The sequence below is a fragment of the Rhodopirellula baltica SH 1 genome (assembly GCF_000196115.1).
Taxonomy (GTDB): Bacteria; Planctomycetota; Planctomycetia; order Pirellulales; family Pirellulaceae; genus Rhodopirellula; species Rhodopirellula baltica.
The window spans coordinates 4925651-4947531 of record NC_005027.1 but is presented as its reverse complement, the minus strand read 5'-3'; the positions used below and the strand labels follow the sequence as shown (position 1 = coordinate 4947531).

The window sequence follows — 21881 nt, the reverse complement described above, 5'->3', positions numbered from 1 at the left end:
GATTGTCAATGCGCGGTGACGCTCGAGTTGACGCCAAACGAATTCACGCCAACCCAAATTTTGACCAAACCATGCGATTTGACCAGCACCAAAGTCGTTTGATTCGTCGCTCCACCGCGTTTCGGCGGGCATTGGTTGCGGCAATGGTGACGGCAGGATTGGCCGGTGGCACGGTCGCGGATTCGCGTGCCACCTCGGCACAAGAAGTTGCCGATGTGATCATGAATTCGGACTCGTTCCAGATCCCGTTCAACATTGCGACAGCAGGAACAGCGCCCGTCGAGGTGCAATTGTACGTGGCGGTTCCCGCAAACCAACCCAATCCGGCGGATCAGACGGAAACATCTCGCGAGAACGTCCCGGCGACGCAATCGGGGCCATTGCCTCAGCAGAACCCATACACCCAAGCCGGTGCCCGGACATCGGTGGCAATTGCCCCCGGGCAGTGGAAGTTGTTGGATCGGCAGCCGCCGGACGCTCGGCAGTTTCACATTCGGGAATCCGGCGAAGGGACGTTTTGGTTCGCCACCCGTACGGTGGACGCCAATGGTCGGCCATTTCCACCGGGACCAATTGTTCCTGAGTTGAAAGTCGTGGTTGATACGCAAGGACCGCAAATCGATCTGGAAGCGGATTCCGACGCCGATGGCCGCGTTGTTGCGAAGTTCACAATTCGTGATGCAACAGAAACTCGCCAGCTGACCGTTCACTACGTCACCGATACGACTCGTCGATGGGAAGTCGCCACGGTCGAACGAGAAGGAAATACCGGAAGGTTGCAACTGCATCCGAAGGACGATTGGAAACAATTATCGTTGCGTCTGCGTGCTCTCGATCAGGCTGGCAACGAAACCATCGTCAGTGAGCTGGTCCAAAAACCGCGGGTCGCATCCAAGCCCACCACGCGATTTGCATCGGGACCCAATGGATACGGTCCCTCGTTTGGGCAAGGGATCTTTCAGGGGTTTGGTGATTTGCCGGGCCAGGCGCCCGCTGGAAGCAGCAAGGCAGCGTCGCAAGGTCCCGAAATGTTGCCATTGCCATCCGGGATGATGTCCGAGCCCAATGGACCTGTCGTTGAAAATGCATCCGGGCAGCAGCCACACCAGTCGGCAATGGGAGCGGGGCGAAGCATTGAGAACATTGCAACGCCGGAAGCGGAATCGTTGCCCGCACCGTCGCGTCCGCAGACTCCCGCCGAAGCGATGCGACCGCTCGATGCACCCGCACCGCAGACGCAGGGGCCTTCGCCGGCCATCGGGACGCCACAATTACCCAGCTCTCAGTTGCCCCGTCCTCAGGAGACCAGTCCTCAGGTCCCCAGTTCTCAAGCTCAGCCGCCAGGCTCGCAAACGCCACTGGCACAGTCGCCAACGCTGGGAACACCAGGTGGTTCATCGTCGGCGGAACCCGAGACGCCGTTTCATGTAGGGCCGTCCCTGCCTGAGTCCATTCCTGCACCGGCAGGTTTGAACACCAATGCGCCGTCGCAACTGAATGCTCCCGAGCCGACTTCGCCGGTCGACAAGATTCAGAATTCCAAAGAACCTGTGCAGTCGCCTTGGTCGCCAATCACCGGAGATCGCAAAAGTCGCGACTCGCAGTCGCTCGGTGGTTCAGCGGGAAATCAGCCAAGTGGGCGCTCAGCGGAAACACCAACTGAGATGCGATACGAGTCGCAAAGGGCCAGTTCCGCAACGATGGAACGCACAACACTGGATCCGCGTGAAACACTGGACTTGAAGCGATTGGCGGAACGCTCCGTGATCCGTCACAGCGACAGCAATCGATTCAGCTTGGATTTTGAAATCGAGGCGATTGGTGGTCGTGGCGTGGAAGCAATCGAGCTTTACGGAACCACAGACGGCGGCATCACTTGGAATCGTTGGGGAACTGACCCCGACAAAGCCAGTCCTTTTGATATTGAAACCAACGGCGAAGGGATTTTTGGATTTCAAATCGTGGTCGTTGCAGCGAACGGTTTGACCAGCCCGCGACCGCTGAGCGGTGATGCACCCGATATCGTGGTGGTAGTCGACCAGACCGAACCCGAGGTCAGCATCACCGGTGCTCGCTACGGAGAGGCCGACCGCGCCGGGTCGTTGGTGATCGCGTATCGGTGCCAAGATCAATATTTGATGTCGCGTCCAATCACGCTTTCCTTTAGTGATACACCTGAAGGTCCTTGGACAACCATCGCCGCAGGTCTGCGAAACCTGGGCGACTACGTTTGGCCTGCGGACCCTCAATTGCCACGTCAGATCTATTTGCGGATCGATGCCACGGACCAAGCCGGCAATGTCGGCAGTTACGTGCTCGATCAACCGGTGGACACTCGGGGGTTGGCCCCGCGGGCTCGCATTCGTGCGTTCCGTTCCATTTCCAGTCGATAGTGGCGTTTCGCGTCGAACGCGTTGATCACGAATTCTGCTTTCCAACTGATTTTGATTATGTCTCTTGAGTCATCTTCTCCCATGCGGATTCTGCTCAGCCAAACGGGTGATCTGTCTGACTGCATTTTGACGCTGCCGGTCGCTTGTTCGCTGAAAGAGTATTTCCCCGATTCGCATGTCACGATTGCGGTCGGCGTCGAAAAAGCGGACTTCTTGGAGCAGCATTCTGCAATCGATGAAGTCGTTGAACTGCCGACCCGCTGGAATCGGTCGCCACGAGGCATTCGCAGCGTCAAACAAAAGTTGAATGCGCAGTCATTCGACGTGGCAATTGATTGCGACGAGTCGTTTGTGTCCGCTTTCGTTTGTCAGTTGTCGGCCGCCGCACGCCGGATTGGCTGGGACACGATGCCACGATTCGCACCAAGACGCCGTCTACTCAATGAATTAGTGACACCTGTGTTTCACCACGTGGTCGATCGTCGGTTGGAACTTCTGGCACCGCTCGCGATCGATCGTCCGCAAGCCAGCTTTGACTGGCCAGTGGAGTCCGCCGATCACCGTTGGGCGATGCGATACCGCCACCGCTGGGCCGGGCAAGATCTGGTCATGATGGACTCCGGAAGAGTCTCGTCTTCGGTCGGATGGATGTTTGATCGCTATGCAGCGACGGCTCGCTATTTGGCGGACCGGTTTCAAATGCACTCTATCGTGACTTGGCGAACATTCGAAGAACGATTGAAGGCAGAGCAGATCGTAGCCTGCGCCGGGGACGCCGCTTCGCTGGCACCCGACATGACGCTATCATTGTCCGCAGCACTCAGTCCATTGGTCCGAGTGGTGATCGCGGAGGACACGCCGATGTTGCATGCTTCGGTCGCTGCTGGTGCTAACGTGGTTGGTTTGTATGGTCCACACAACGGAGCCGAGTCGCCTTCCGCACGCGGTCCGTACCAGCAACACGCAATGGCGATCGAAGCCAATTCTCGCGGTGGATCACCACGACGGGAAGCCATCAACCGGATCGGTGTCGAACACGTGTGCCAATGGATCGATCAACTTCAAACGCCCGCGTTCGCCAAGGCGGCTTAAGAACGGTTGGGAAATAAGTGTCAGGTGCCTTTTGCCGGAAAGACCATGGGGTGCTTCGCACAAAAGGTACCTGGCACTTATTTCTCGTTCATTATTTAGTCACACGTGGTCACCATCGTCAGCGGATTCGGCACGAAGTCTCTGTTCGACGGTATGGCATCTCTCAGCGTTAACATGTATGCGGTATTGAAGTTTGCGTGATACTAAAACACCGATAAGTAGTCTGGGGGCGACCGTTTCAGGCTATCGTTTCGAACGAGATCACTTGAATGTCACTGGCCGTTTGCCGGGGATCTCCGCATTTATGCGGATTCGCAATGGTGAGGCATTTTTGGAAGCCACGATCCGCAGCCATATCTCCTACTTTGATGAGATCGTTGCAGTGCACAATCAATGCACTGATCGTTCGGTGGAGATACTAGAAAGCTTGCAGGCGGAGTTTGGTGAAGAAAAACTGCGGGTGATTCACTACACCGACCGGGTATATCCACCGGGCAGCACCGGGCACATTGAAACTCCCGGTGATTCGCCGAACAGCTTGGTGAACTATTACAATTTTTCGCTCGCGGCTACCCGTTATCAGGTTGCTACGAAGCTAGATGACGATCATCTTGCGATTGGACAAGCAACAAAAGAAGTGACGGACTCGATACGAATGCTCGGTTCGGCGTTCAATGAAATGCATTGTTTCTCCGGGCCCAATCTTCTGTTGAATGAGAACGGCGATTTATCGGTGCCCTTGGATGATTCAATTTCGGGTGGGGGCGATATTGGTTTCTTTCCGGTTAGCGAAGAAACCTATTTCACACACGATCGTCGCTTCGAACGTTTTCATCGTGGAAACCTGCCTCGCAAGTTCGTCGGCTTTCTTTACTGGCATTTGAAGTACCTGAAGCCAGACCATGGCTTTGGGAACTACGAGCTCGACCAAAATCCGAACAGCCGCTACGCAAAGCGATTGAAGACGGTTGAGTCGGATCGAGCATCGACTTTATGTGTTGCAGAGTTGCAACGTTCAGTATCCCCGTCGGTTTGGCGACGCTTCAAAGCAATCGTCTCAACAAAGGATCGTCTTCAGAACGCTCGTGACGCAGCGATTCTAAGTAGCTTCACAGACGTCTCAATTACCGAAGCAGTTAAAGCCTCAGCCAACTGGGATCTCGTCACCAGCTGAGGTTGAGCAAAGCAGACGCGTTGTAGAGAGTACGCCGTTTGGTCCCAATGTCCGAAAAGAGTGTGCCGCTTGTATTCGGACATCGGTTCAGGTCGACTCGCCAAGCCTTGCTAGGCTGCGATTCGGCTGTCTTTCGATTCGCTGCACGGTGACGCAGCGTCAACTTCAAAGACCGTGTTGATACTGTCGCTGTATTTTTCTCGATACCCTGCCGCCAGAATCGTTTGGCGAACACGGCCCGCTGACTCGACGAGTTCCAAGTTGTCTTGGAAGTCAGGGTGGATGTCGCACAGTTCGACGATGATCAGCTTCGGTTTCCATTGAGCGAGGGAGAAGCCAGAAAAGACGTTCTCTTCGTAACCTTCAACATCAACGACGAGAACATCAAATGCCTCTGGGATCTTTTGGTCTGCAAGGATTTTGTCGAGTTTGAGAACTTCTGTTTGCTGTTGTTTGCACTCTTTGGCAATTTGTTGCTTGGCCCAATCGATTCGATCGTACTCTTCGAACGTCGCTTGGCTCATGGTGCTGAGCGATCCGATTTGCTGAAGCGTTGCGCTGGTGTTCTCGTTTCCTGCGGCGACATTGAGGACGGTCACTCGGTTGAGCATATGACGGAGGCGGCACCACCGTGAAAATTGCTTGGACGGTTCGACATACAAACCCCGCCATCCGGCATCAGCAAGCCATGATGTGTTGGAGAATCGTTCGCCGTCATATGCACCAACTTCTACAAACACACCGCGTTCGTCTTCGGGAAACGTTTCGTCGACAATGCGTTTGAGTTCGGGGATCTGGCATGTCTTGGTTGGCTTGCGAATGCCGAGTGTCGTGCGAATCTTGCCTTTGAAAGCGTTTGCCACCGAGCTGCAAAGCCGCCAGGTCTGTTTTAGCTGTTTGATTTGATTCGCCATGGGAGTGTTCCGAGATCGAGTAGCTGAGGGCGTATATGAGGTGAAGTTGCGATGCTAAGCAGCTAGTTTGCTTTGAGCCGCTTTTGGCATGAAGAGCATGTCGCCATGACGACGAGGCGTGGACATTGCATGGAATCCATGGGATTCCATGAACTGGTTCAACTCTTTGAACAGCACGCCACCCTCGTAATAGGGCACGGTGGATACTTCGCAGACAACCGCTTTGACGCGACTCAGTGTCGTTAGTCCGCCTTTGAGGACGAGTAGTTCGGCACCTTGGACATCCACAACTAAAACGTCGCAGTCGTTGGCGAATGGAGTATTCGCCAAAAGGCGATCGAGGCTGACGGAGCGTTGCATCTCGATTTCGCCGGTTTCTTTTACCGTAGGCCACCGACTCGTTAGCTGTTCCGCAGGGGCAAAGATGGAATTCGACATGCCGTTATTGCTAAAACATCGAAGGCCAATTTCCTCTCCATCGCGATCGCTCAGCAAGGCACATGCGGTGCTGTGTTCAGCAGGGCCGTCGTGTTGGCGAAGTGAGTCAGCCAGCTTTGCGTGTATTTCTTCAGAACCTTCGATCCAAAGTATCTTCTGATAGCCTTTGGACTCGTAGTTTGTTCGTTCTTGGCCCAGGTGAGCACCAACGTGAACGAGAGTGCGATATTCGCTGCTACCCTTTGTTAGCTGTTGAAGCAGCGAAATCGGGTCCGTTTTGCGGCGAGCATATTTTAGCAGGTAGTTGAACATTTATTTCAGACCGATCGTGAGAAAAAGCACGTGCCGGAGTTGGATATCTTCATTGCGGTAGCCGCTTAAATTCGATGCCAACTTGATGGGACAATGTCGGAGTCATCAATCTCAGGGTCGTTAAACCACTTTTTAGGGGCTATCGTCAAGTTCGCTTCAGAGTTTGCGAGCCACGCACCCCACCAACTGAATGAAGAATTTGCGATGATGTGAGACTTTGCGTGGGTCATCAGCCACAAGTCTCTCAAACCCGTTTCCGGAGAGCCGGCTTTCTTTAGTTCATCGTTGACATAAACGGTCGTCCGAGATGAACGAATGTTTTGCTTGGCCCATTCAATGTCATCGGAGAAGACAAATACAGTCGAGTCTGTGGGGAGTCGCTCTATCGCGGCTTCGAAGTATTCACTGGTGCAGCACCAAAATCGCTGCCGTGCGTTTGCATTGGTTACATAGTCGCCTCGGCGGACATGCAGAGAAGTCGACACGCATTCCTTCAGCCGAATCGCCATGTCGCGAGCGGGTTGGTCCGGTGGAATGGGAGGCGTCAATTCAGTCCGAATCTGATCGGCGTATGGCGAGAAGTATTTCTCCGAGAAGAAATAGCCGCGAATCTTGACCGGCGGTTCCGTGTTGAAGAAAGCCGGATCAAACCGTTTCGATTGTTCTTGATAGGTTGGGACGTGTTTCGATTCGCTTTGGATCTTGCTTAGGATCTGGCTGAAAAAACTAGGCTTGATCGATCGATGTGCTTGAATCGGGAACGCATCGAGCTCATAGGATCGATGCCGCTTGCTGGAATAGAATTTCAAGTCGAGTTGAAGCGAGCAGTCATGGTGAATCGAAAGTGCTCGGCCCGCAGCGTATTGCAGCATTTGATTGCCGAGCCCGCCACTGATCGATATCGTGCAAGTCTTGTCCGATGCGCTTGCTTCTGTCGTCGCGCAATCTCGATCGCTTGCCTTGGAGTCGAGGGTCTGCTTCTCATCGGAAAGATGGAGGTGAGCTGATGTGGCCATTACGCGGCTCGCCGAATGCCATAGGGTGTTCGCGTCAGCTTGCTGCGGATCGTGTCATTGCGAATAGACAGGTTCCTTTGAAGGTCTTCGTCATTCATGTAACCCCGCGGGTGGTCGACGTGCAAGCAAATGGCTTTGAATCGAATCTGCTTCCCGCGAATTCCTAGGTTGTTCATCCGCAAGCCGATTTCGCGATCCAGGCCTCCGTAACGCATTCGTTCATCGTATCCGTTGACAGCTTCGATATCTGATTTCCAGCCTGATACGTTGCACCCATTCCAGGTTGGCCGGGTTGTGGTGAGGCGGTTCATAACCGAAGTGAAGGTCTTGTTGCGTACCAGGCGGAGACACTTCGAACTGAACGGGAGGCCGTTCGTGCGAAGCCATTTGAGGCGGAATGCGAGACCGGACCGAACATTGGCTTCGGTAATCAACCCTTTGAACGATTCCGGCAAATTGTTGTAGGTGCCTGAAAGAAATCGTTTTGGTTCAGCTTCACGCAGATGGACTGCAAGAAAATCTGGTCTGGGGATGCAATCACCGTCGGTGAAGAGCAAGTAGTCACTATTGGCCTGCTCAATGGCGCGATTGAGGATTTCACATTTGCGAAAGCCATCGTTCTCATGCCAGACATGATGAGTTTCGATGTCGCAAGAGTTTCGGAACCGTTCGACTACGGCGGCCGTTCTCGAATCGGATCCGTCGTCAGCGATCAGAATCTCGAAATCACGTTCTGTCTGCATCTGGTAGCCAACCAGTACAAGCCAGAGCTCGTCCGGGGCATTGAATGTCGTGATGATCACGCTGATTCGAGGTTTCGTCGGTATTGCCATGCTGTTTCGATCCGCTGAGTGCCCCTGGCGAGGTAGTGGAACACTCGTTCGTACCGAATTGTCGAGTCAGACGGCAAGATTGACTCGCCATTTTTGAAGGACTCGCCAAGCTTGGATCGCTCGCGTTTCAACGATCTTGGCGAATGGCAACGAAGTTCGTGGTGCGAAACTGTTCGTGAGTTTCCTTGTAACGACGAATTTCAATCAGGCTCCCGGATGGAGTGATTCGATGCAACGTCATTTTCTGATCCGTGAAGAAGTTCCAGAAGTCGCGGAAGAAAGTTCGCGTGTCGATGTTGCAACCGCCCATTTCAAACGTGACAAACCGGATCGCGTTCTGGCTGAATGTTTTTTCGGCTCCCTTGAGTGCATCTAACTCATGCCCCTCGATGTCCAATTTGAGCAAGTCAATGCCTTGGATGCCGTGCGTTTCGCAGTAGCGGTCAATCGTGGTTACAGAGACTTCTTCGAATTGGTCAAACTGGATGCCTCGATGTTTGAGTTCCCGCTTGGTCAGTGACGCCATGCCCGACCCGCATCGGTCGTAATACAGTGTGCGAGATTCTTCGCAATTTCCCACCGCGACGTTGTTGAGAGTGACCCTCGAATCAGTCGCCTGACTTGAAAGTGATTCAAAAGTCTTCCGGCCAGGTTCAAAGCAATGGATGTGGAAGTCTCTGCCTGCCAAAGATTTACGTGCCAGGTTCAAAAACTGTCCGCGATTCGAACCCACGTCGAATACAACCAAAGGTTCACTCGATTGTCGGGGTAGCAATGGGAATACCGCGGCCTCCCCACTGTTTAGTACTCCAGCACCTGCTCCGATGCCCATCATTCTTTGAGAAATGATTGCATTCCGATTCAAGCACGCCTGAGCGATTCTTCCACCAGTCAGCTTGTGGAGGATCGCCTTAGGTAGTCGCACTAACCGTCGTCCTGCCGATTCTTTTTCGGAATAGGAAAGTGCAGGGGAGGGGGCTGAGGGATTGGCAGGGGTGGTCAGATTGGATTTTTGGAGTGGAGGACACTCTGGAGAAAAGCTTGTTTCCAGCGTGGCCAACGTTGGCTGGAGCGTCGTGCCAACATTGCACTTGCTAATCATTTGGGACCGATTCAGTCAGAGGGATTTGTTGCTACGCGAATCGTAGGACTGTCCCATCTGAGTAGCAATGTAGGCTTTGCCGTTTTATCTATTCTTAACCAACTTGACATCAGTTTTAAAAACGCTCGCGAGACGATGTGAAATGGACCGTCTCGCGTGCCTTGGTCGAGATGGCCTGTTTCCGAATGTTGTGGCGTCGTTGATATGACGGAACACGGGCCAAGAGTGTTCCGCCGGCTCAACGTCGATCGGAACATCTCTTTCTCGGGTGGGCGTTGGAGTCAGAGGGACGTTCGATTTACAACTTGCGTATTCAACTACTGTGGGTTGAACGTGTAGTTGTAGTCGGGGAGATCTTTGTCGTATTCCACGTTCGGTGGTTTCGGCACTCTTTTCCCGCTCTTGCGAACAGGCTGGAATTCGGGGAGTTCTGCTGTGGTGACGTTCAACCCGGTCTGGGTGGATGTTGATTCAGCAGCCTCTGCTACGTCCGAGGCTGTTGAAAAAATTCGGCCTGAAAACGCTCGTTCGACGTGGCTAAACTCTCGCCGTTCAATCGGATTGTATTTCGAGCAATGAACCGGATAGTGGGCCACCTGAATCGGCAACCCGAGTTCATTGGACAGTTCCTGAAGATGGTGCTTGAGCGTGTTTGAACGGTAGCTGTTGCTGCCACCACAATCACACAAGAGGAGAATTCGCTTGGCCGAGGCGTGCTGGACCGAACCAACTTCTTCCCAGTACCTTTGAAACGATGCCACCGCGAATTCACCGGTGTCGCTACCTGTGGTCACTGTCACGTGCCCCGTGTTTTCTTGCACGTCGTAGATCCCATGCGGTGTGACTTCGCCATCACGGTAAGCTGGTAGATCATGGTCGAGAACTTCCGCTGCCTGATTGGCAATCACGTCGCCGCTACGGTGGACTTCACCCAGCGATTCCTTTCGTTTGCTATCAATGCTAAACACAGGATCTCCCGTGTTTTTGTAGTCCTCGATGGACTTCTCGATCTTTTCAAACTGCTCGTCACGGTCGCGACTTGGCGCCTTGGTTTTTGATTTCACCTGCTGGCGAGTCTTGAACCCCATCTCGCCGAGCAAACGAGAAACCACTTCGTTTGCAACCTTGATTCCTCGCTGGAACAATTCTCTGACAATCTCAGCGACCGACAGATGCGTCCACTTCAAGCCAGGCACGGTGGGACTACCGGCAGTATTGTCTTGGATCACTGCCCGCAACTCATTCATGAGTGACGGACAGCTCAGTTCTTTTTTGGGCGGCCACCTCCTTCGACTCGCTGGCGTCCTTCCAGGGGATCACCATCAGCAAGGCTCTCCAGCTCTTTGATGCCACTTGCGATCGTGTTCTCACAGCAGCCAAGTACTTTGGCGATGTAGCGGATGCCTCCGAAAGGAAGCTTCCTGGCTTCGATCGCTGCGTAGCGTCGACGATCCTTCTCGCCGAGAGTCCGAAAAAAGTTTCGCATCTGGGATTCGACCGTTTGGTCGAAGTGGTGTTCCATTGCAAGTGTCATGACACACTCCTTCAAAGTCAAAGATCCTTTCAGTCCATTCGATAACCCCATTGTAACGAGCAGGCGATTTCAGCCGAATGCAATGCTAGCAAAGCAGTTCCGCAAGTTGTAAATCGAACGTCCCAATGACTCTAGCCGGCTTCGCGGAGCGATGAAGTGGATTGCTCGCCTGACTTGAAATCAGTGATCGACAGTTTCTCCATGACAGCGGATGAAGTGTCAATTTTGCATTGCTTGATGAGCGTCTCTAAGCTGCACTGGAAGATGGGCTTCCAGAAATCGTCATAGGTGTAACCGTTCTGCGGCAAATTGCTGGGACGGTCCCCGGAGAAACCGGATGGCAAACCGACGAGGTCCGGCGACTGCATGAATGAGTTCGGCCAATCCGAAAGAGGCTGAGTGAATTCAAAGTCGACGAAATAGAGATCGCCTCCTGGTGTCAGGATCAAATTGCCTGGATGGAAATCGATGATGACGCGTTTCAACGCGAATGTTGCTCGAAGCAATTCGAGAACTTGGCTCGCGTAAGGTTTCAGCAGTTTGCCTTGTTTGCGAAGAGACAAGTTGGCCAAGCAATTTTCATACTTTGGAAGCACGAAGCTGTAGTCGCTGAATTCCAGTACTTCCGGGACCGTGTGTAATTGAGGTCCCAAGGTTTGGTAGATGAATATTTCGCGATCGCAGAACCGTTTGAAACTGGGGCGAAATGTTTTTCGGACGGCTTCTTGCCCGTTCCACTGGATGAGTTCCGTTTTCGAACGGTTGGCGGGTTTGCGAAGCGATCGAATGACTGGTTCAGGTGTTTTGTAGCTGCGACGCAAGTGGTCGACATGATTTTGTACTTCTGTGTGAAACGACGAGTCGATGATTTCAAGGTATTCCAGGCCTTCGAGTTCGTCATCGCTGGAATGCACACAATTGCTCCACTGCGTTTTGGGCAATCGCTTGTTAAGCAGTCGTCGGATTTCCTTTTTGAACAGTACACGACGGTTTTGTATGTAGGGGTACTGTTCCTTTTCAGCGGGCGTGGGTTCGATTGGGTGAAAATCAAACAACGCCAATGCAACGGCAGGTAATCCACCGGACTGCGGGAACGGGCCTTCATCCCAATTCCCGCCTCGGATGTGTTTTGAAGCTAGCTGGGCAGCTTCAGCGGAAAGCTCATGTTGGCCAATGACTTCTAGGCGATGCTTTTGGCGGAATAGCGAAATGGCTTCGTCCAAAATCTGGTTGTCGACTGCGGATTGTCGAAACAGCACAACGATGAGTTCGCCATGTTGGTTGTCGATCGCAGGTGGAAGGAATTGGGCCAGTTCCGGACGGAGTGACGCATATCGTCGCAATGTATCCACCGGTGGATTCCAAGATTGGCTCGTCAACAGGCGCTCCAAACCTTCCATCGTCATCGATGTGTTTTGGAACTTTGCTGGGGCGGCTGCCCGCAAGCGGTCAGCGTAGTCGTGGTCGCTGTTTTGTTTGCCCTGTCGCTGAGTTGCCTCATTGTCGTCCCACGGCAAACCCGATGCGTTGCCCTTGTGGTAGAGCGCATGGTACGCCAGCGATAGGAAGTAATGCTCTTCGTTCGGGATGTAGCAGAGGTCCCGGTGGAAGGTTCGAGATTGGATGATCTCTTCAGCAAGGTAGGGAGGGTAGTACGACAAACCTTTCCAACATGCGTTTTTGGCTGGTCCAGTACCGTAGACGTCGCAAGGGATTTCTCGGCTATTGGTGACAAATAGATCATCCGCCAAGTGCAGGTCAGCGACATCAATCAACAGATCGATGTCTTCCCCTTCGGGCCATTCGGGTACATTTTCGAACCAACGCAAGACGACATAATTGACGTTGCGGTCGTTCAGGGCTTGGAATAATCCCTGACGACCGAGCGAAGGATCCGCGAACCGTCGGACACCTTTTCTACGTTTTGAAGGCCAGACGTTTCGTGCGAGTCTTTTGAGACTGAGGCGACGACTCAACTTGCGTGCACGATGTGCCGTTGCACTGAATAGGTCGTCCACCTTCCGACGCGAAGCTGAGTGGTTCATGTGATCGTAGTTTTTGCTGACTGAAGATTTTGCTAAGCAATCTCGGAATCTACTCAGGGAGCGATCGGCAGCACAAGATTGACTTCCATTTCTGCGACGGGCCGGCGCCGATGGACGCCATTTTCCTCGACTGGCGTGAGTCGAAGTGCACCCACGCGTCGTTTGCTAGCATTGCAAGCAGCCCGGCTGGATGGGGCATGCATTTCGAGCGAGATGAACCGAATCATTGTTCGTCTTCGGTTCCGTCTTGCAGTCTTTGGCAGCAGTTTCCAACCACGGTGGGCGTTCCTGCGATCAATGCAAGCAAATCAGCACAGTGTCGATGCTGCGGTCATGTCGGGAAGTAACCCGGCGGCCACGGATGTCAGTCGCTCCTTAATCGATGTCGATCAAGAGCCATTTGCAGGAATCAGCAGCCTGCGATGCCAGTTCGGTTGCAGTTGTCACGGCGAGAGAAAAAGACCGGCCGTCCAGATTCAAGGGCGACGGAGCGCGAGTTTGTAGCGGAACGCACCGTCTTGCTTGATTCAGGGCAGTCACAAACCGAAGGCAAGCGTCTGCGACTGCCGAAAGAAAATAAAAAAGCGGCGTCCGTGCCGCGGGGCAGGTGGTTGGCCCGATGGGATCAATCGGGTCACTTCTGGATTGGAATTTCGACTGTTCGTTCGCGGCCATCGCGAAGGAACTTCATCTGGACTCGATCGCCCGGGCGAAACTTCTCGTTGACGTGATCAAAGACATCCGCTTCGCGAATCAAATCCGATTGGCCGTCGAACTCGATCAAGATGTCATCCACCCGCACGCCGGCTTTGTGAGCGGTCGCGTGGAGCCCGTACTTGCCGACGTTGGCGACTCGAAGTGCCATCGGCGATCGCAAATCTAGTTTCTGACGCTCACTTTCGTCCAGAGGGAGTAAACGCATTCCCCCACCGGCGATCCGCCGCATCATCCAAGACGATACTCGCCACGACGGATCGTCCCATCGCCGCCAGCCTTCGGGCAACGACAACGTGATGGTCTGCGTTTGGTCGCCGCGTTTGGTTTGGACGTCCACCTCGGCGCCTTTGGCAGGAATTTGATTCAATGCCCACTGCACGTCTGCCATCGATACCAGCGGTTGTGATTGGATGCTCAGTAAATCATCGCCCACCTGAAAACCGGCTTTCGCGGCGGCGGAATCCTTGGCAACGCTTTTCACTCGAGCAGGGAATCTTGCGTCGAGCACCAACCCAATCGATTTCGGGTGCGGGTAAGGGTGCAGAACCTCTTCGGGGATCGATTGGCCTTTTTGCCAGTAGTAGTCGCGCCGGGCTTCGCCAATTTGATGGCAATGGATGCAGCTCTTCGTGACTTGACCTGAATAGTCGAGATGGTCGGGGCGGTCTGTCAGTGTGGGGTACTTTTCCGGCGAAGCGAATTCCAATGGGGCACCGGTTTTGCCCGCCAGTGATTTACGATTGGCAGGATAGGCTTTGTGCAGTTTCAAGCTCTCCCGAAGCGCCGCTGCCATTCCTTCCAAAGAAACATCACCCAGCCATTCGGTGCGGTGTGACCGCGTCCCAAAGCGGCCGTAGACTGTTTTGTCAGCATTGAGCATGAAAACCGCGAAGGACTGGTCCGTGTCATATTGGAAAACGTTCAGATCCAGTCCGTTGGTGCCGACAACACGAACGCGAATGTACTGATCGAGCAGACGCTTTAGTTCCGGGTCGCTTTCGACCAAGTCATCGTCCAACTTGACGCATTCTTCGCAGGGCAAGCAACGCAAGACGACCAGGATCGGCTTGCCGGTCTGGCGGGCTTGTTCGTAAGCGGCATTCAGATCGTTGTAGATCCAGTAACCGGTCGCCAGGACACGTTCACGATCATTGCGAACGATCGTTTCTCGATCCTCTTTCGCAACCGCTTCATCAACACTCGCGAACGAGGCGAAGCCGGTGGAAAGGAGGGCGGGGATGAGTGCGACGGCGCGCAATCGTTGAAGGCGGCTCATGAAAACTCTCCTGGCTGGAAGGGACGCCGCAGGAAATGCCTCGGAAAAGGACGGGCACCAATCAGGCATCTACAAAAAGCGTCAGATGGGGGCGTGGATTGTAAACGATTCCACGCCCCGTTTGAGAATTCATGCAGCTCGCAAAAAGAAGCTTTTCAGCCACGCTACATTTGGCAACCGCCACCGCAGCATCGCGGGGCACCGCATGCTTCGCCGCCGCCAGCCATCGGCAGGCTCGAACTGCCGCCGCTCATTGAGGGAGCCGACGGGACGCTGAGGACACGTGTCAGTTCAGCGTTGCTGCACTTGGGGCAGGACACTTCTTCGCCTGGCGATCGAACCAGGATCTCAACCACATCATCACACGACTTGCATTCGTATTCGTACAGAGGCATCTTCGGTATCCGAGAGGAACACAATCCAAGGAGAAAACGGTGGGCACCACGCCCACAGCCCCATTGTTTCTCAAGGAAGGCGTTCAGGCCACTGGGAATGGTCGAAGAAGCGGTATTTTGTATCCCGGATGAGTCCCGAAGTTCTTTCGGCCCGTCCTGGCTTCGTTCGAAATTTGATGGATGTGATGATGAAACCGGTATTGCAGTTGCCGCCGATGACGTGCCAGCGAATACGCGAAATTGATTCTTTGGCGATGGAGCAATTCCAAATGCCCGGCATCATCCTGATGGAAAATGCGGGGCGTGGCGCAGCCGAACTCATTGAGGAGCTCGCGCCTGAGGGCAACGTGCTGATTCTTTGCGGCAAAGGCAACAACGGTGGCGATGGATTCACGATCGCTCGGCATTTGCAGTTGGCCGGACGCGAAGTGATGATTCTGGCGATGGCAGCGACGAACGAATTGCAAGGCGACGCCGCCATCCAAGCAAAGATCGCGGAGGCGGCGGGAATCAAGATTCAGGTTGTCGGAGAAGCTGTCGAAGCTGGACGTTTGCCGGCAACAGATATCGTGGTTGATGGCCTGCTGGGCACCGGCGCCAAGCCACCGCTTCGAGGACGCTACGCTGAGGTGGTGGAAGCAGCCAACGCGAGCTCCGCAATTCGAATCGCTTTGGACATTCCAACGGGAATGAACGGCGACACGGGAGAAACGGGCGAGACGACGTTTCGGGCCGATCACACGCTGACGTTTGCCGCACCCAAGGTCGGTTTTGAGAAGTTGGGCGCTGCCCGTTTCACTGGCGAAGTTCACGTGATTTCAATCGGCGTGCCGCTTGAGCTACTGCGCCAATTCAGCGTGTGAGCGTGGCCGGCCACAGTCGCTGAGACTATGTTATGGCCATGCAATACTCTTCCCTTCAAACGCGTCGCGTTTCCGTTCGCCGGTCCTCGGTCTTGAGCGTCTTGATCCTCGGTTCGGCCATTGGACTTTCAGGGTGCGAATCCAAGCGGTTGTCACCGGAGGATTTCCCGCGGCGTGAGCGAGAAGATGTGCTGGCACCTCAGGCTCCCGAAGGCATGGCCACTTCGGAAGATGTTCCGCTTCCCGAGAAGTCACCCGAAGACAAGTTTCGTGAAGCCGCGATGATCGGTGACTTGGCTGGTGTCAAGCGACTCGCGGGGCAGGGCGTGGATGTTTCGGCGATGGACGAGCATCAACGCACGGCAATGCAAATGGCTGCGTTCGACGGTCACACACCGGTGGTCGAATGGTTTTTGTCTCAGGAGGTCGAAGTTGACCATCGAGATTCGTTTGGTCGTACCGCACTGATGTATGCCTCGACCGCTGACAATGCAGAAACGGTCAAGCTATTGCTCGACGCCGGTGCGGCGGTGGACTTGGTCGACAGCGAAGAACACTTTTCACCGCTGATGTTCGCAGCGGCGGAAGGTCAAATGGCGGTGGTCGAGTTGTTGCTCGAGGCGGGAGCCGATCCAACCAAAGCCGACATCGACGGCGAAACCGCAATTGACTTTGCTAGCAGCAACGGCCACACCGAAGTCGTGAAACGACTTCAAAAGTAAGCGACGGCCGTTAGGTCCGGTTGCCATGGCAGGAACCGAGGGAAACCTTCCATCGAGCGTGCGAGCTGGATGAAGCCCGCGGCCTGATCAGACTTCCAAGAACAATCGAGCTGGATCTTCGATCGTTTCTTTGATCGCGACCAAGAAGCCAACCGCTTCGCGACCGTCAACGATGCGGTGATCGTAAGTAAGCGCCACGTACATCATTGGGCGGATGACAACTTGGCCATCTTCCGCGACGGGGCGTTCTTGGATCGAGTGCAGACCCAAGATGCCGCTTTGTGGTGGGTTGACGATTGGAGTGCTGAGCAGCGATCCGTAGATGCCACCATTGCTGATCGTGAACGTGCCACCCATCAAGTCGCTTGGTTGCAATCGGTTTTCGCCGGCCAGACGAGCGTACTCGGCAATGCTGCCTTCGACTTCGGCAAACGACATGCGTTCCACGTTGCGAAGGACCGGAACGACCAAGCCTTTGCCACCGCCGATTGCGATGCCGATGTCTTGGTAGTTGCGATAGACCATCGAGTCGCCGCGGATTTCCGCGTTGACGGCGGGATAACGACGGAGGGCTTCGACGGTCGCTTTTGCAAAGAACGACATGAAGCCAAGCTTGACGCCATGTTTCTTCGCGAAAGCATCTTTGTATTTGCTGCGGATCGCCATGACGGGTGCCATGTTGATCTCATTGAATGTGGTCAACAAAGCGGCGGTTTGCTGAGCCTGGACGAGCCGCGACGCGATTGTGCGACGCAGCATGCTCATCGGTTTGACTTCTTCGGACCGGTAACCACCGCTGGTCATCAGCGATGCCGTTTCTGGTGAAGACATTTGCTGTGTCGGAGCAACTGGTGCGGCGGGAGCAGCCGGTGGTGCGGCGGGCGCGGGTCGCGAAGATCCGTTGCGGATGTAGGCCAGCACGTCTTCCTTCAACAACCGACCACCGGGGCCGGTCGCGGGAACTTGCGATGCGTCCAGCTTGTGTTCGTCGAGCAATCGCTGTGCAGCTGGCATGACAAATCCGCCGCCGCTCTTGGCTGGACTGGATGGTGCCGGTGCTGATGCCGTCGGGGCCGGTGCCGAAGCGGTGTTTCCGGCTGCGGGAGCCGAACCGCCGTTGGAGGATCCGCCGTCGCCGCCAGCGGGTTGTTCAGCGACTTGGATCGAGGCGATTTGTTGGCCGACTTCTGCGAATTCGTCGGATTGTTTGGTGATCGACTGCAAGTATCCGCTGGCGGGAGCGGGGATTTGCACCGACGCTTTTTCCGTTTCAATTTCGACGAGGTCTTCGCCGCTTTTGACCCAGTCGCCTTCTTGTTTGAGCCAATTGCCGATTTGCACTTCGCTGATCGACTCGCCAACGGTAGGAACTTCGACGGGAATGATGTCGCTCACGGGAACGTTTCAACCACTTGATAGAAAAAGCTGGGACGGTACGAGCAACCAGAATAACGAGCCGATCGCACAGTGTCAGCCGCGTAACGCGTGTTTGGCTCCTTCGGGATCGAAGATTGACCAAGGTTTCTGGGCAATGTCTCGACCAGCACCCCAGGAAGTTTGCCGGTTGTGAGGGAGGGGGGGATCAGTGTCCTTTTTTTGGGCTGCAACGATGTGGGCGCCGATTCAAAACGATGGTGGCCGATTGAATTGGTTCGCCACGAACAGAAGCATGCCCTGAAGTACGTTTTTCGCCCCACATCCGCCCCAAAAGTCCCGGAGGCAGTCATGTCCGATGCACCCGAGAAAGGCCATCCGATTCAAATGGCTTTGATCGTCGTGTTGTTGATCGGCGGGGGATGGTACTTCTTCAAACATTACAACATCGACGGATTGGACGGAGTCGCGATCAAACCCAAGGCGGAATTCGCCTGGGAGAAACTCGACGATCCATTCACGTTCACTTCTTCCACCGACGCACGCGAATCGTTGGACTGGCCGGTCGACGAATCGGGCAATCCCATCGAGGCCGACCCGGTGATCTACAGTCCCAGCGACATGTTGCGATCGGGCCCGTCGACGGCTGATCGTGCCTGGGGGAATCCGGTTTACGACGGCAATGGTTCTGCGCCGGCCGAGCAGATCTCTGCAAAGCGTCCTGCTCAGTTCAAGAATCTTCGCATCGCCTCATGGTCGCTGGACGGATTTGGCCCGACGAAGTTGGCCAGCAATATTTGCCGAATGAATTTGATTCGCGTCGTTCGTCAGTTCGACATGGTCGCGTTACAACAGGTTTCGTCTGTGCACCAAGATCTCGTTCCACGAATGGTCGATGCGATCAATGAAAGCTCGCTCGGCAATGGAGGTCCGGTCTACGACTACGTGCTAGGTGGACCAACCGGTCCCGCCGAACGCGGCGAGCAGATGGTGATTTTGTTCCGTCCTGATCGCATTCGCGTGGATCGAACCCAAACCTACACGGTCGCTGATCCGGACCAGCAAATGCTGTATGACCCGTTGGTGGCATGGTTTCGTGCGGCCCAACCGAGTGCATCGCGGGCGTGGACGTTCACGGTTGCCAATGTGAGAATCGATTTGGGACGTGCTCCCAGTGAAGTCGCTTTGCTGGGGCAGCTGTTCGATTCCATCCGAGACGATGGCCGCGGCGAAGACGACATCCTGATGATGGGATTGTTCCAGGCCGACGATGCGTATCTGTTGCCCACAATCGCAGGACGCTCGGTCCGTGCCGCGGTGTCCAGCACGCCCACCGATATCTTTGGCCGACATCAAACCGAGAACATCGTGTTTGATTTCAAATCAACTGCCGAAGCGATCGGTCGCGGCGGGGTCTATGACTTCTTGCGTGTGTACAATCTCAGCCTTTCCGAAGCACAAACCGTGTCCAGTTACTTGCCGGTGTACGCAGAGTTCTCGGCACTGGAGGGATCCCCGATTGCAAATCAAGCAACCTTGGATCAAGCCGTTGTGCAACAAGCGTCGCTTCCAAGCGGCAAAACGCTTCGCTAGCTGACGATTCCAAACCGCGGTTTCCGATGATCTATCTCGACCATCATGCGACGACGCCTTGCGACCCTCGCGTCGTGGAAGCAATGTTGCCCTATCTGACGCAGCACTTTGGCAACCCGCACAGTGATTCTCACGAAGCCGGACGTGAAGTTCGCCGAGCGATTGACCAATCGATCGATTCCATGGCGGCAATCCTGAATGCTCCCCGCGAAAGCGTTGTCATCACGTCTGGCGCCACCGAGAGCATCAACCTGGCCATACGAGGTGTGCTGATGCACCCGCGTTGTAAACGACACCAAGTGGTTGTTTGCGAAACCGAACATCCAGCGGTTTTGGAAGTGGCGGACGATTTGTCCAAGCAGCTTTCTGCCGGCGGTCAGCCCATCGAAATCATTCGCGTCGGAGTCCATCCACACGATCATCCCTCGGCCGGACAAGTCGACTTGGTTCAGTTGCGTGCCGCGGTCAACAATCAGACCGCGTTGGTTTCGATCATGTGGGCAAACAATGAAATTGGCTCTGTCGCGCCGATCAAAACGATCGCGGAAATCACTCACGAAGCAGGCGCACTGCTGCACTGCGATGCGACCCAAGCGGTCGGGCGATTGCCGGTGGACGCGCTCGCGTCGGACGTTGATTTGCTGACCGCGTCGGCACACAAATTCTATGGGCCTAAAAGCACTGGTTTCCTGGTCGTTGGCAACGGCAACCGACGCGTGCGACTGCGTCCCCAAATCGTCGGCGGTGGCCAACAACGAGGGCTTCGTGGTGGAACGCTCAATCCCGCCAGCATCGTCGCAATGGCAACGGCACTGCGAATCGCGATCGATGAAATGGAAAGCGATACCTCGCGGATTCTTACACTGCGTGAATTGCTTTGGGGACGCCTGCACGAATCGATTGATGGTTTGCAACTCAATGGTGCCAATTGGCATGACGATTCGTCGGTTCGTTTACCAGGCAATCTGAACGTGCGTTTGCGGGATGTGGAAGGCGAAGCCTGGATGGCCGCCACTCCGGAAGTCGCATTCAGCAGTGGATCGGCGTGCAGCAGCACCGAGGCTCTTCCCAGTCACGTGCTTCTGGCGATGGGGCTGACCGAATCGGAAGCTCGCCGAAGCGTTCGGTTCGGTGTCGGGCGATTCAACACAGCCGACGAAATCAACTCCGCCGCAGATCAACTGATCGCATCGCACCAGAAGTTGGTTGGTTGAAACCTATCCCACTTTTGCCTACATCCAGCCCAGGCGAATGCCCGCCGCCAGCACGATCACGGCGGTGATTCGGCGGAGAGTGAGGTGGGACAACCAACTCGCCGCGGCTCGGTTTCCGATCTGGCCTCCGATCAAGACACTGACAAACAACCACGGCCACCACGGAGCATGCGTTTGAAACTCCGTCATGATTTGGCTGACTGACCAACCATGCTTGCTGGCTTGGCCGACCAATCCCGCCAACGAGTTGACCAGGATGAACAACGAACTGGTCGCGGCGATGTCGCGAGCGTGACTCCAACGAGTCAGATGCAGCACGGGCGACAAAAAAATGCCTCCTCCGATGCCAACCAGTCCCGCGAGCAACCCCAACCCAGCGCCCAGGATCGTCTGCCAAATCACATCGAATCTCCACCCGAGTTTCATTGAAATGGTGCAAGGCTGATTCGCGAGCGCAGGCTGCTTGGATCCATCCTGCACTGCTGCAGCATCCACCTCGCGATTCCTTCGGCCGCCCAGCAAGAGCAACACACCAGCGACGATCAGCGTGCCCGACAAAAGAGGCACAAACACATCCCGGTCCAGGGGAACCGATCCGCCGACCCAGGCCATTGGAACGGAACCAACCACCAGAGGGACACATCGTGACCAAGGCATTTGCTGTTGTTGCGTGAAACGCAGGCAGGCGCCCGAAACCACCAAAAAATTGCAGGCCAATGAGAGCATCGGCAAAACGCGATGATCAACATCGTTGAGCACTAGCAACGCGGTGTACGTGGACCCTCCGCCGAAGCCTGCGCTGCTGTACACCAGGGCGGCTAAAAAGAACCATGCGACGATCCAAAAATTTCCGCCTAATAACATGCTCGTTCAA

General features: G+C 54.9%; 19 protein-coding genes. 7 read left to right on the top strand and 12 right to left on the bottom strand.

The genetic code is table 11. The features are described from left to right. Positions 1-8: 8 nt before the first annotated feature. From RB_RS18915 to RB_RS18905, 3 genes are all read left to right on the top strand, one after another. Complete coding sequence (locus RB_RS18915; protein ID WP_164922217.1) at positions 9-2393, top strand: hypothetical protein; 2385 nt, start codon at positions 9-11, stop codon at positions 2391-2393. 81 nt (positions 2394-2474) lie between these two features. Further along, positions 2475-3485: a glycosyltransferase family 9 protein gene (locus RB_RS18910; protein ID WP_164922940.1), complete on the top strand. Its 1011-nt coding sequence runs from the start codon at positions 2475-2477 to the stop codon at positions 3483-3485. A 331-nt stretch (positions 3486-3816) separates the two neighbouring features. Then, positions 3817-4659, top strand: a complete 843-nt coding sequence (locus RB_RS18905) for a glycosyl transferase (RefSeq protein ID WP_231845785.1) — start codon at positions 3817-3819, stop codon at positions 4657-4659. A 110-nt stretch (positions 4660-4769) separates the two neighbouring features. Here RB_RS18905 and RB_RS18900 read toward each other — a convergent pair whose 3' ends face one another. From RB_RS18900 to RB_RS18855, 10 genes are all read right to left on the bottom strand, one after another. Beyond that, positions 4770-5573 (bottom strand): FkbM family methyltransferase, encoded by an 804-nt coding sequence (locus RB_RS18900; protein ID WP_011122212.1) that lies wholly within the window; start codon positions 5571-5573, stop codon positions 4770-4772. Positions 5574-5627: 54 nt separating this feature from the next. Further along, the gene (locus RB_RS18895; protein ID WP_007333455.1) at positions 5628-6323 is read right to left on the bottom strand and encodes an FkbM family methyltransferase; all 696 of its coding nucleotides are present in this window, start codon (positions 6321-6323) and stop codon (positions 5628-5630) included. 65 nt (positions 6324-6388) lie between these two features. Beyond that, the gene (locus tag RB_RS18890) at positions 6389-7339 is read right to left on the bottom strand and encodes an alpha-1,2-fucosyltransferase (RefSeq protein WP_011122211.1); all 951 of its coding nucleotides are present in this window, start codon (positions 7337-7339) and stop codon (positions 6389-6391) included. Further along, a complete protein-coding gene (locus RB_RS18885) occupies positions 7339-8172 on the bottom strand; it encodes a glycosyltransferase family 2 protein (protein WP_011122210.1) in 834 nt (277 codons plus the stop codon). Before RB_RS18885 ends, RB_RS18890 begins: the two co-directional genes overlap by 1 nt. Positions 8173-8299: 127 nt before the next feature. After that, entirely contained in the window at positions 8300-9004 is a 705-nt protein-coding gene (locus tag RB_RS18880; RefSeq protein ID WP_231846505.1) for an FkbM family methyltransferase, read from the bottom strand. Positions 9005-9591: 587 nt separating this feature from the next. Further along, complete coding sequence (locus RB_RS18875; RefSeq protein WP_011120409.1) at positions 9592-10521, bottom strand: ISAzo13 family transposase; 930 nt, start codon at positions 10519-10521, stop codon at positions 9592-9594. Between the two features lie 14 nt (positions 10522-10535). Continuing rightward, complete coding sequence (locus RB_RS18870; protein ID WP_164922214.1) at positions 10536-10808, bottom strand: hypothetical protein; 273 nt, start codon at positions 10806-10808, stop codon at positions 10536-10538. A 131-nt stretch (positions 10809-10939) separates the two neighbouring features. Continuing rightward, entirely contained in the window at positions 10940-12637 is a 1698-nt protein-coding gene (locus RB_RS18865) for an aminoglycoside phosphotransferase family protein (RefSeq protein WP_231845784.1), read from the bottom strand. Between the two features lie 850 nt (positions 12638-13487). Beyond that, a complete protein-coding gene (locus RB_RS18860) occupies positions 13488-14846 on the bottom strand; it encodes a Trx7/PDZ domain-containing (seleno)protein (protein ID WP_164922213.1) in 1359 nt (452 codons plus the stop codon). Positions 14847-15010: 164 nt separating this feature from the next. Beyond that, on the bottom strand, positions 15011-15241 hold the full coding sequence (locus tag RB_RS18855; RefSeq protein WP_007333463.1) for an FmdB family zinc ribbon protein: 231 nt from the start codon (positions 15239-15241) through the stop codon (positions 15011-15013). Positions 15242-15369: 128 nt separating this feature from the next. Between RB_RS18855 and RB_RS18850 the strand changes: the two genes are divergently transcribed. Continuing rightward, on the top strand, positions 15370-16104 hold the full coding sequence (locus RB_RS18850) for an NAD(P)H-hydrate epimerase (protein WP_011122200.1): 735 nt from the start codon (positions 15370-15372) through the stop codon (positions 16102-16104). Between the two features lie 38 nt (positions 16105-16142). After that, a complete protein-coding gene (locus RB_RS18845) occupies positions 16143-16826 on the top strand; it encodes an ankyrin repeat domain-containing protein (protein ID WP_164922212.1) in 684 nt (227 codons plus the stop codon). An 87-nt stretch (positions 16827-16913) separates the two neighbouring features. Here RB_RS18845 and odhB read toward each other — a convergent pair whose 3' ends face one another. Further along, the gene (odhB, locus tag RB_RS18840; protein ID WP_011122198.1) at positions 16914-18221 is read right to left on the bottom strand and encodes a 2-oxoglutarate dehydrogenase complex dihydrolipoyllysine-residue succinyltransferase; all 1308 of its coding nucleotides are present in this window, start codon (positions 18219-18221) and stop codon (positions 16914-16916) included. 330 nt (positions 18222-18551) lie between these two features. Between odhB and RB_RS18830 the strand changes: the two genes are divergently transcribed. Continuing rightward, positions 18552-19793 (top strand): exonuclease/endonuclease/phosphatase family protein, encoded by a 1242-nt coding sequence (locus RB_RS18830; RefSeq protein ID WP_011122197.1) that lies wholly within the window; start codon positions 18552-18554, stop codon positions 19791-19793. A gap of 26 nt (positions 19794-19819) precedes the next feature. Then, the gene (locus RB_RS18825) at positions 19820-21007 is read left to right on the top strand and encodes a cysteine desulfurase family protein (RefSeq protein ID WP_011122196.1); all 1188 of its coding nucleotides are present in this window, start codon (positions 19820-19822) and stop codon (positions 21005-21007) included. An 18-nt stretch (positions 21008-21025) separates the two neighbouring features. Here the strand turns inward: RB_RS18825 and RB_RS18820 are convergent, their stop codons facing one another. Beyond that, the gene (locus tag RB_RS18820) at positions 21026-21871 is read right to left on the bottom strand and encodes a sulfite exporter TauE/SafE family protein (RefSeq protein ID WP_011122195.1); all 846 of its coding nucleotides are present in this window, start codon (positions 21869-21871) and stop codon (positions 21026-21028) included. Positions 21872-21881: the final 10 nt, after the last annotated feature.

Coding starts and splice junctions, on each gene's coding strand:
- RB_RS18875 (WP_011120409.1), bottom strand. CDS start 10,521: ATGAATGAGTTGCGGGCAGTGATCCAAGACAATACTGCCGGTAGTCCC.
- RB_RS18880 (WP_231846505.1), bottom strand. CDS start 9,004: ATGGGCATCGGAGCAGGTGCTGGAGTACTAAACAGTGGGGAGGCCGCG.
- RB_RS18850 (WP_011122200.1), top strand. CDS start 15,370: ATGAGTCCCGAAGTTCTTTCGGCCCGTCCTGGCTTCGTTCGAAATTTG.
- RB_RS18855 (WP_007333463.1), bottom strand. CDS start 15,241: ATGCCTCTGTACGAATACGAATGCAAGTCGTGTGATGATGTGGTTGAG.
- RB_RS18890 (WP_011122211.1), bottom strand. CDS start 7,339: ATGGCCACATCAGCTCACCTCCATCTTTCCGATGAGAAGCAGACCCTC.
- RB_RS18910 (WP_164922940.1), top strand. CDS start 2,475: ATGCGGATTCTGCTCAGCCAAACGGGTGATCTGTCTGACTGCATTTTG.
- RB_RS18915 (WP_164922217.1), top strand. CDS start 9: ATGCGCGGTGACGCTCGAGTTGACGCCAAACGAATTCACGCCAACCCA.
- RB_RS18895 (WP_007333455.1), bottom strand. CDS start 6,323: ATGTTCAACTACCTGCTAAAATATGCTCGCCGCAAAACGGACCCGATT.
- RB_RS18870 (WP_164922214.1), bottom strand. CDS start 10,808: ATGACACTTGCAATGGAACACCACTTCGACCAAACGGTCGAATCCCAG.
- RB_RS18900 (WP_011122212.1), bottom strand. CDS start 5,573: ATGGCGAATCAAATCAAACAGCTAAAACAGACCTGGCGGCTTTGCAGC.
- RB_RS18885 (WP_011122210.1), bottom strand. CDS start 8,172: ATGGCAATACCGACGAAACCTCGAATCAGCGTGATCATCACGACATTC.
- RB_RS18830 (WP_011122197.1), top strand. CDS start 18,552: ATGTCCGATGCACCCGAGAAAGGCCATCCGATTCAAATGGCTTTGATC.
- RB_RS18820 (WP_011122195.1), bottom strand. CDS start 21,871: ATGTTATTAGGCGGAAATTTTTGGATCGTCGCATGGTTCTTTTTAGCC.
- RB_RS18860 (WP_164922213.1), bottom strand. CDS start 14,846: ATGAGCCGCCTTCAACGATTGCGCGCCGTCGCACTCATCCCCGCCCTC.
- RB_RS18845 (WP_164922212.1), top strand. CDS start 16,143: ATGCAATACTCTTCCCTTCAAACGCGTCGCGTTTCCGTTCGCCGGTCC.
- RB_RS18825 (WP_011122196.1), top strand. CDS start 19,820: ATGATCTATCTCGACCATCATGCGACGACGCCTTGCGACCCTCGCGTC.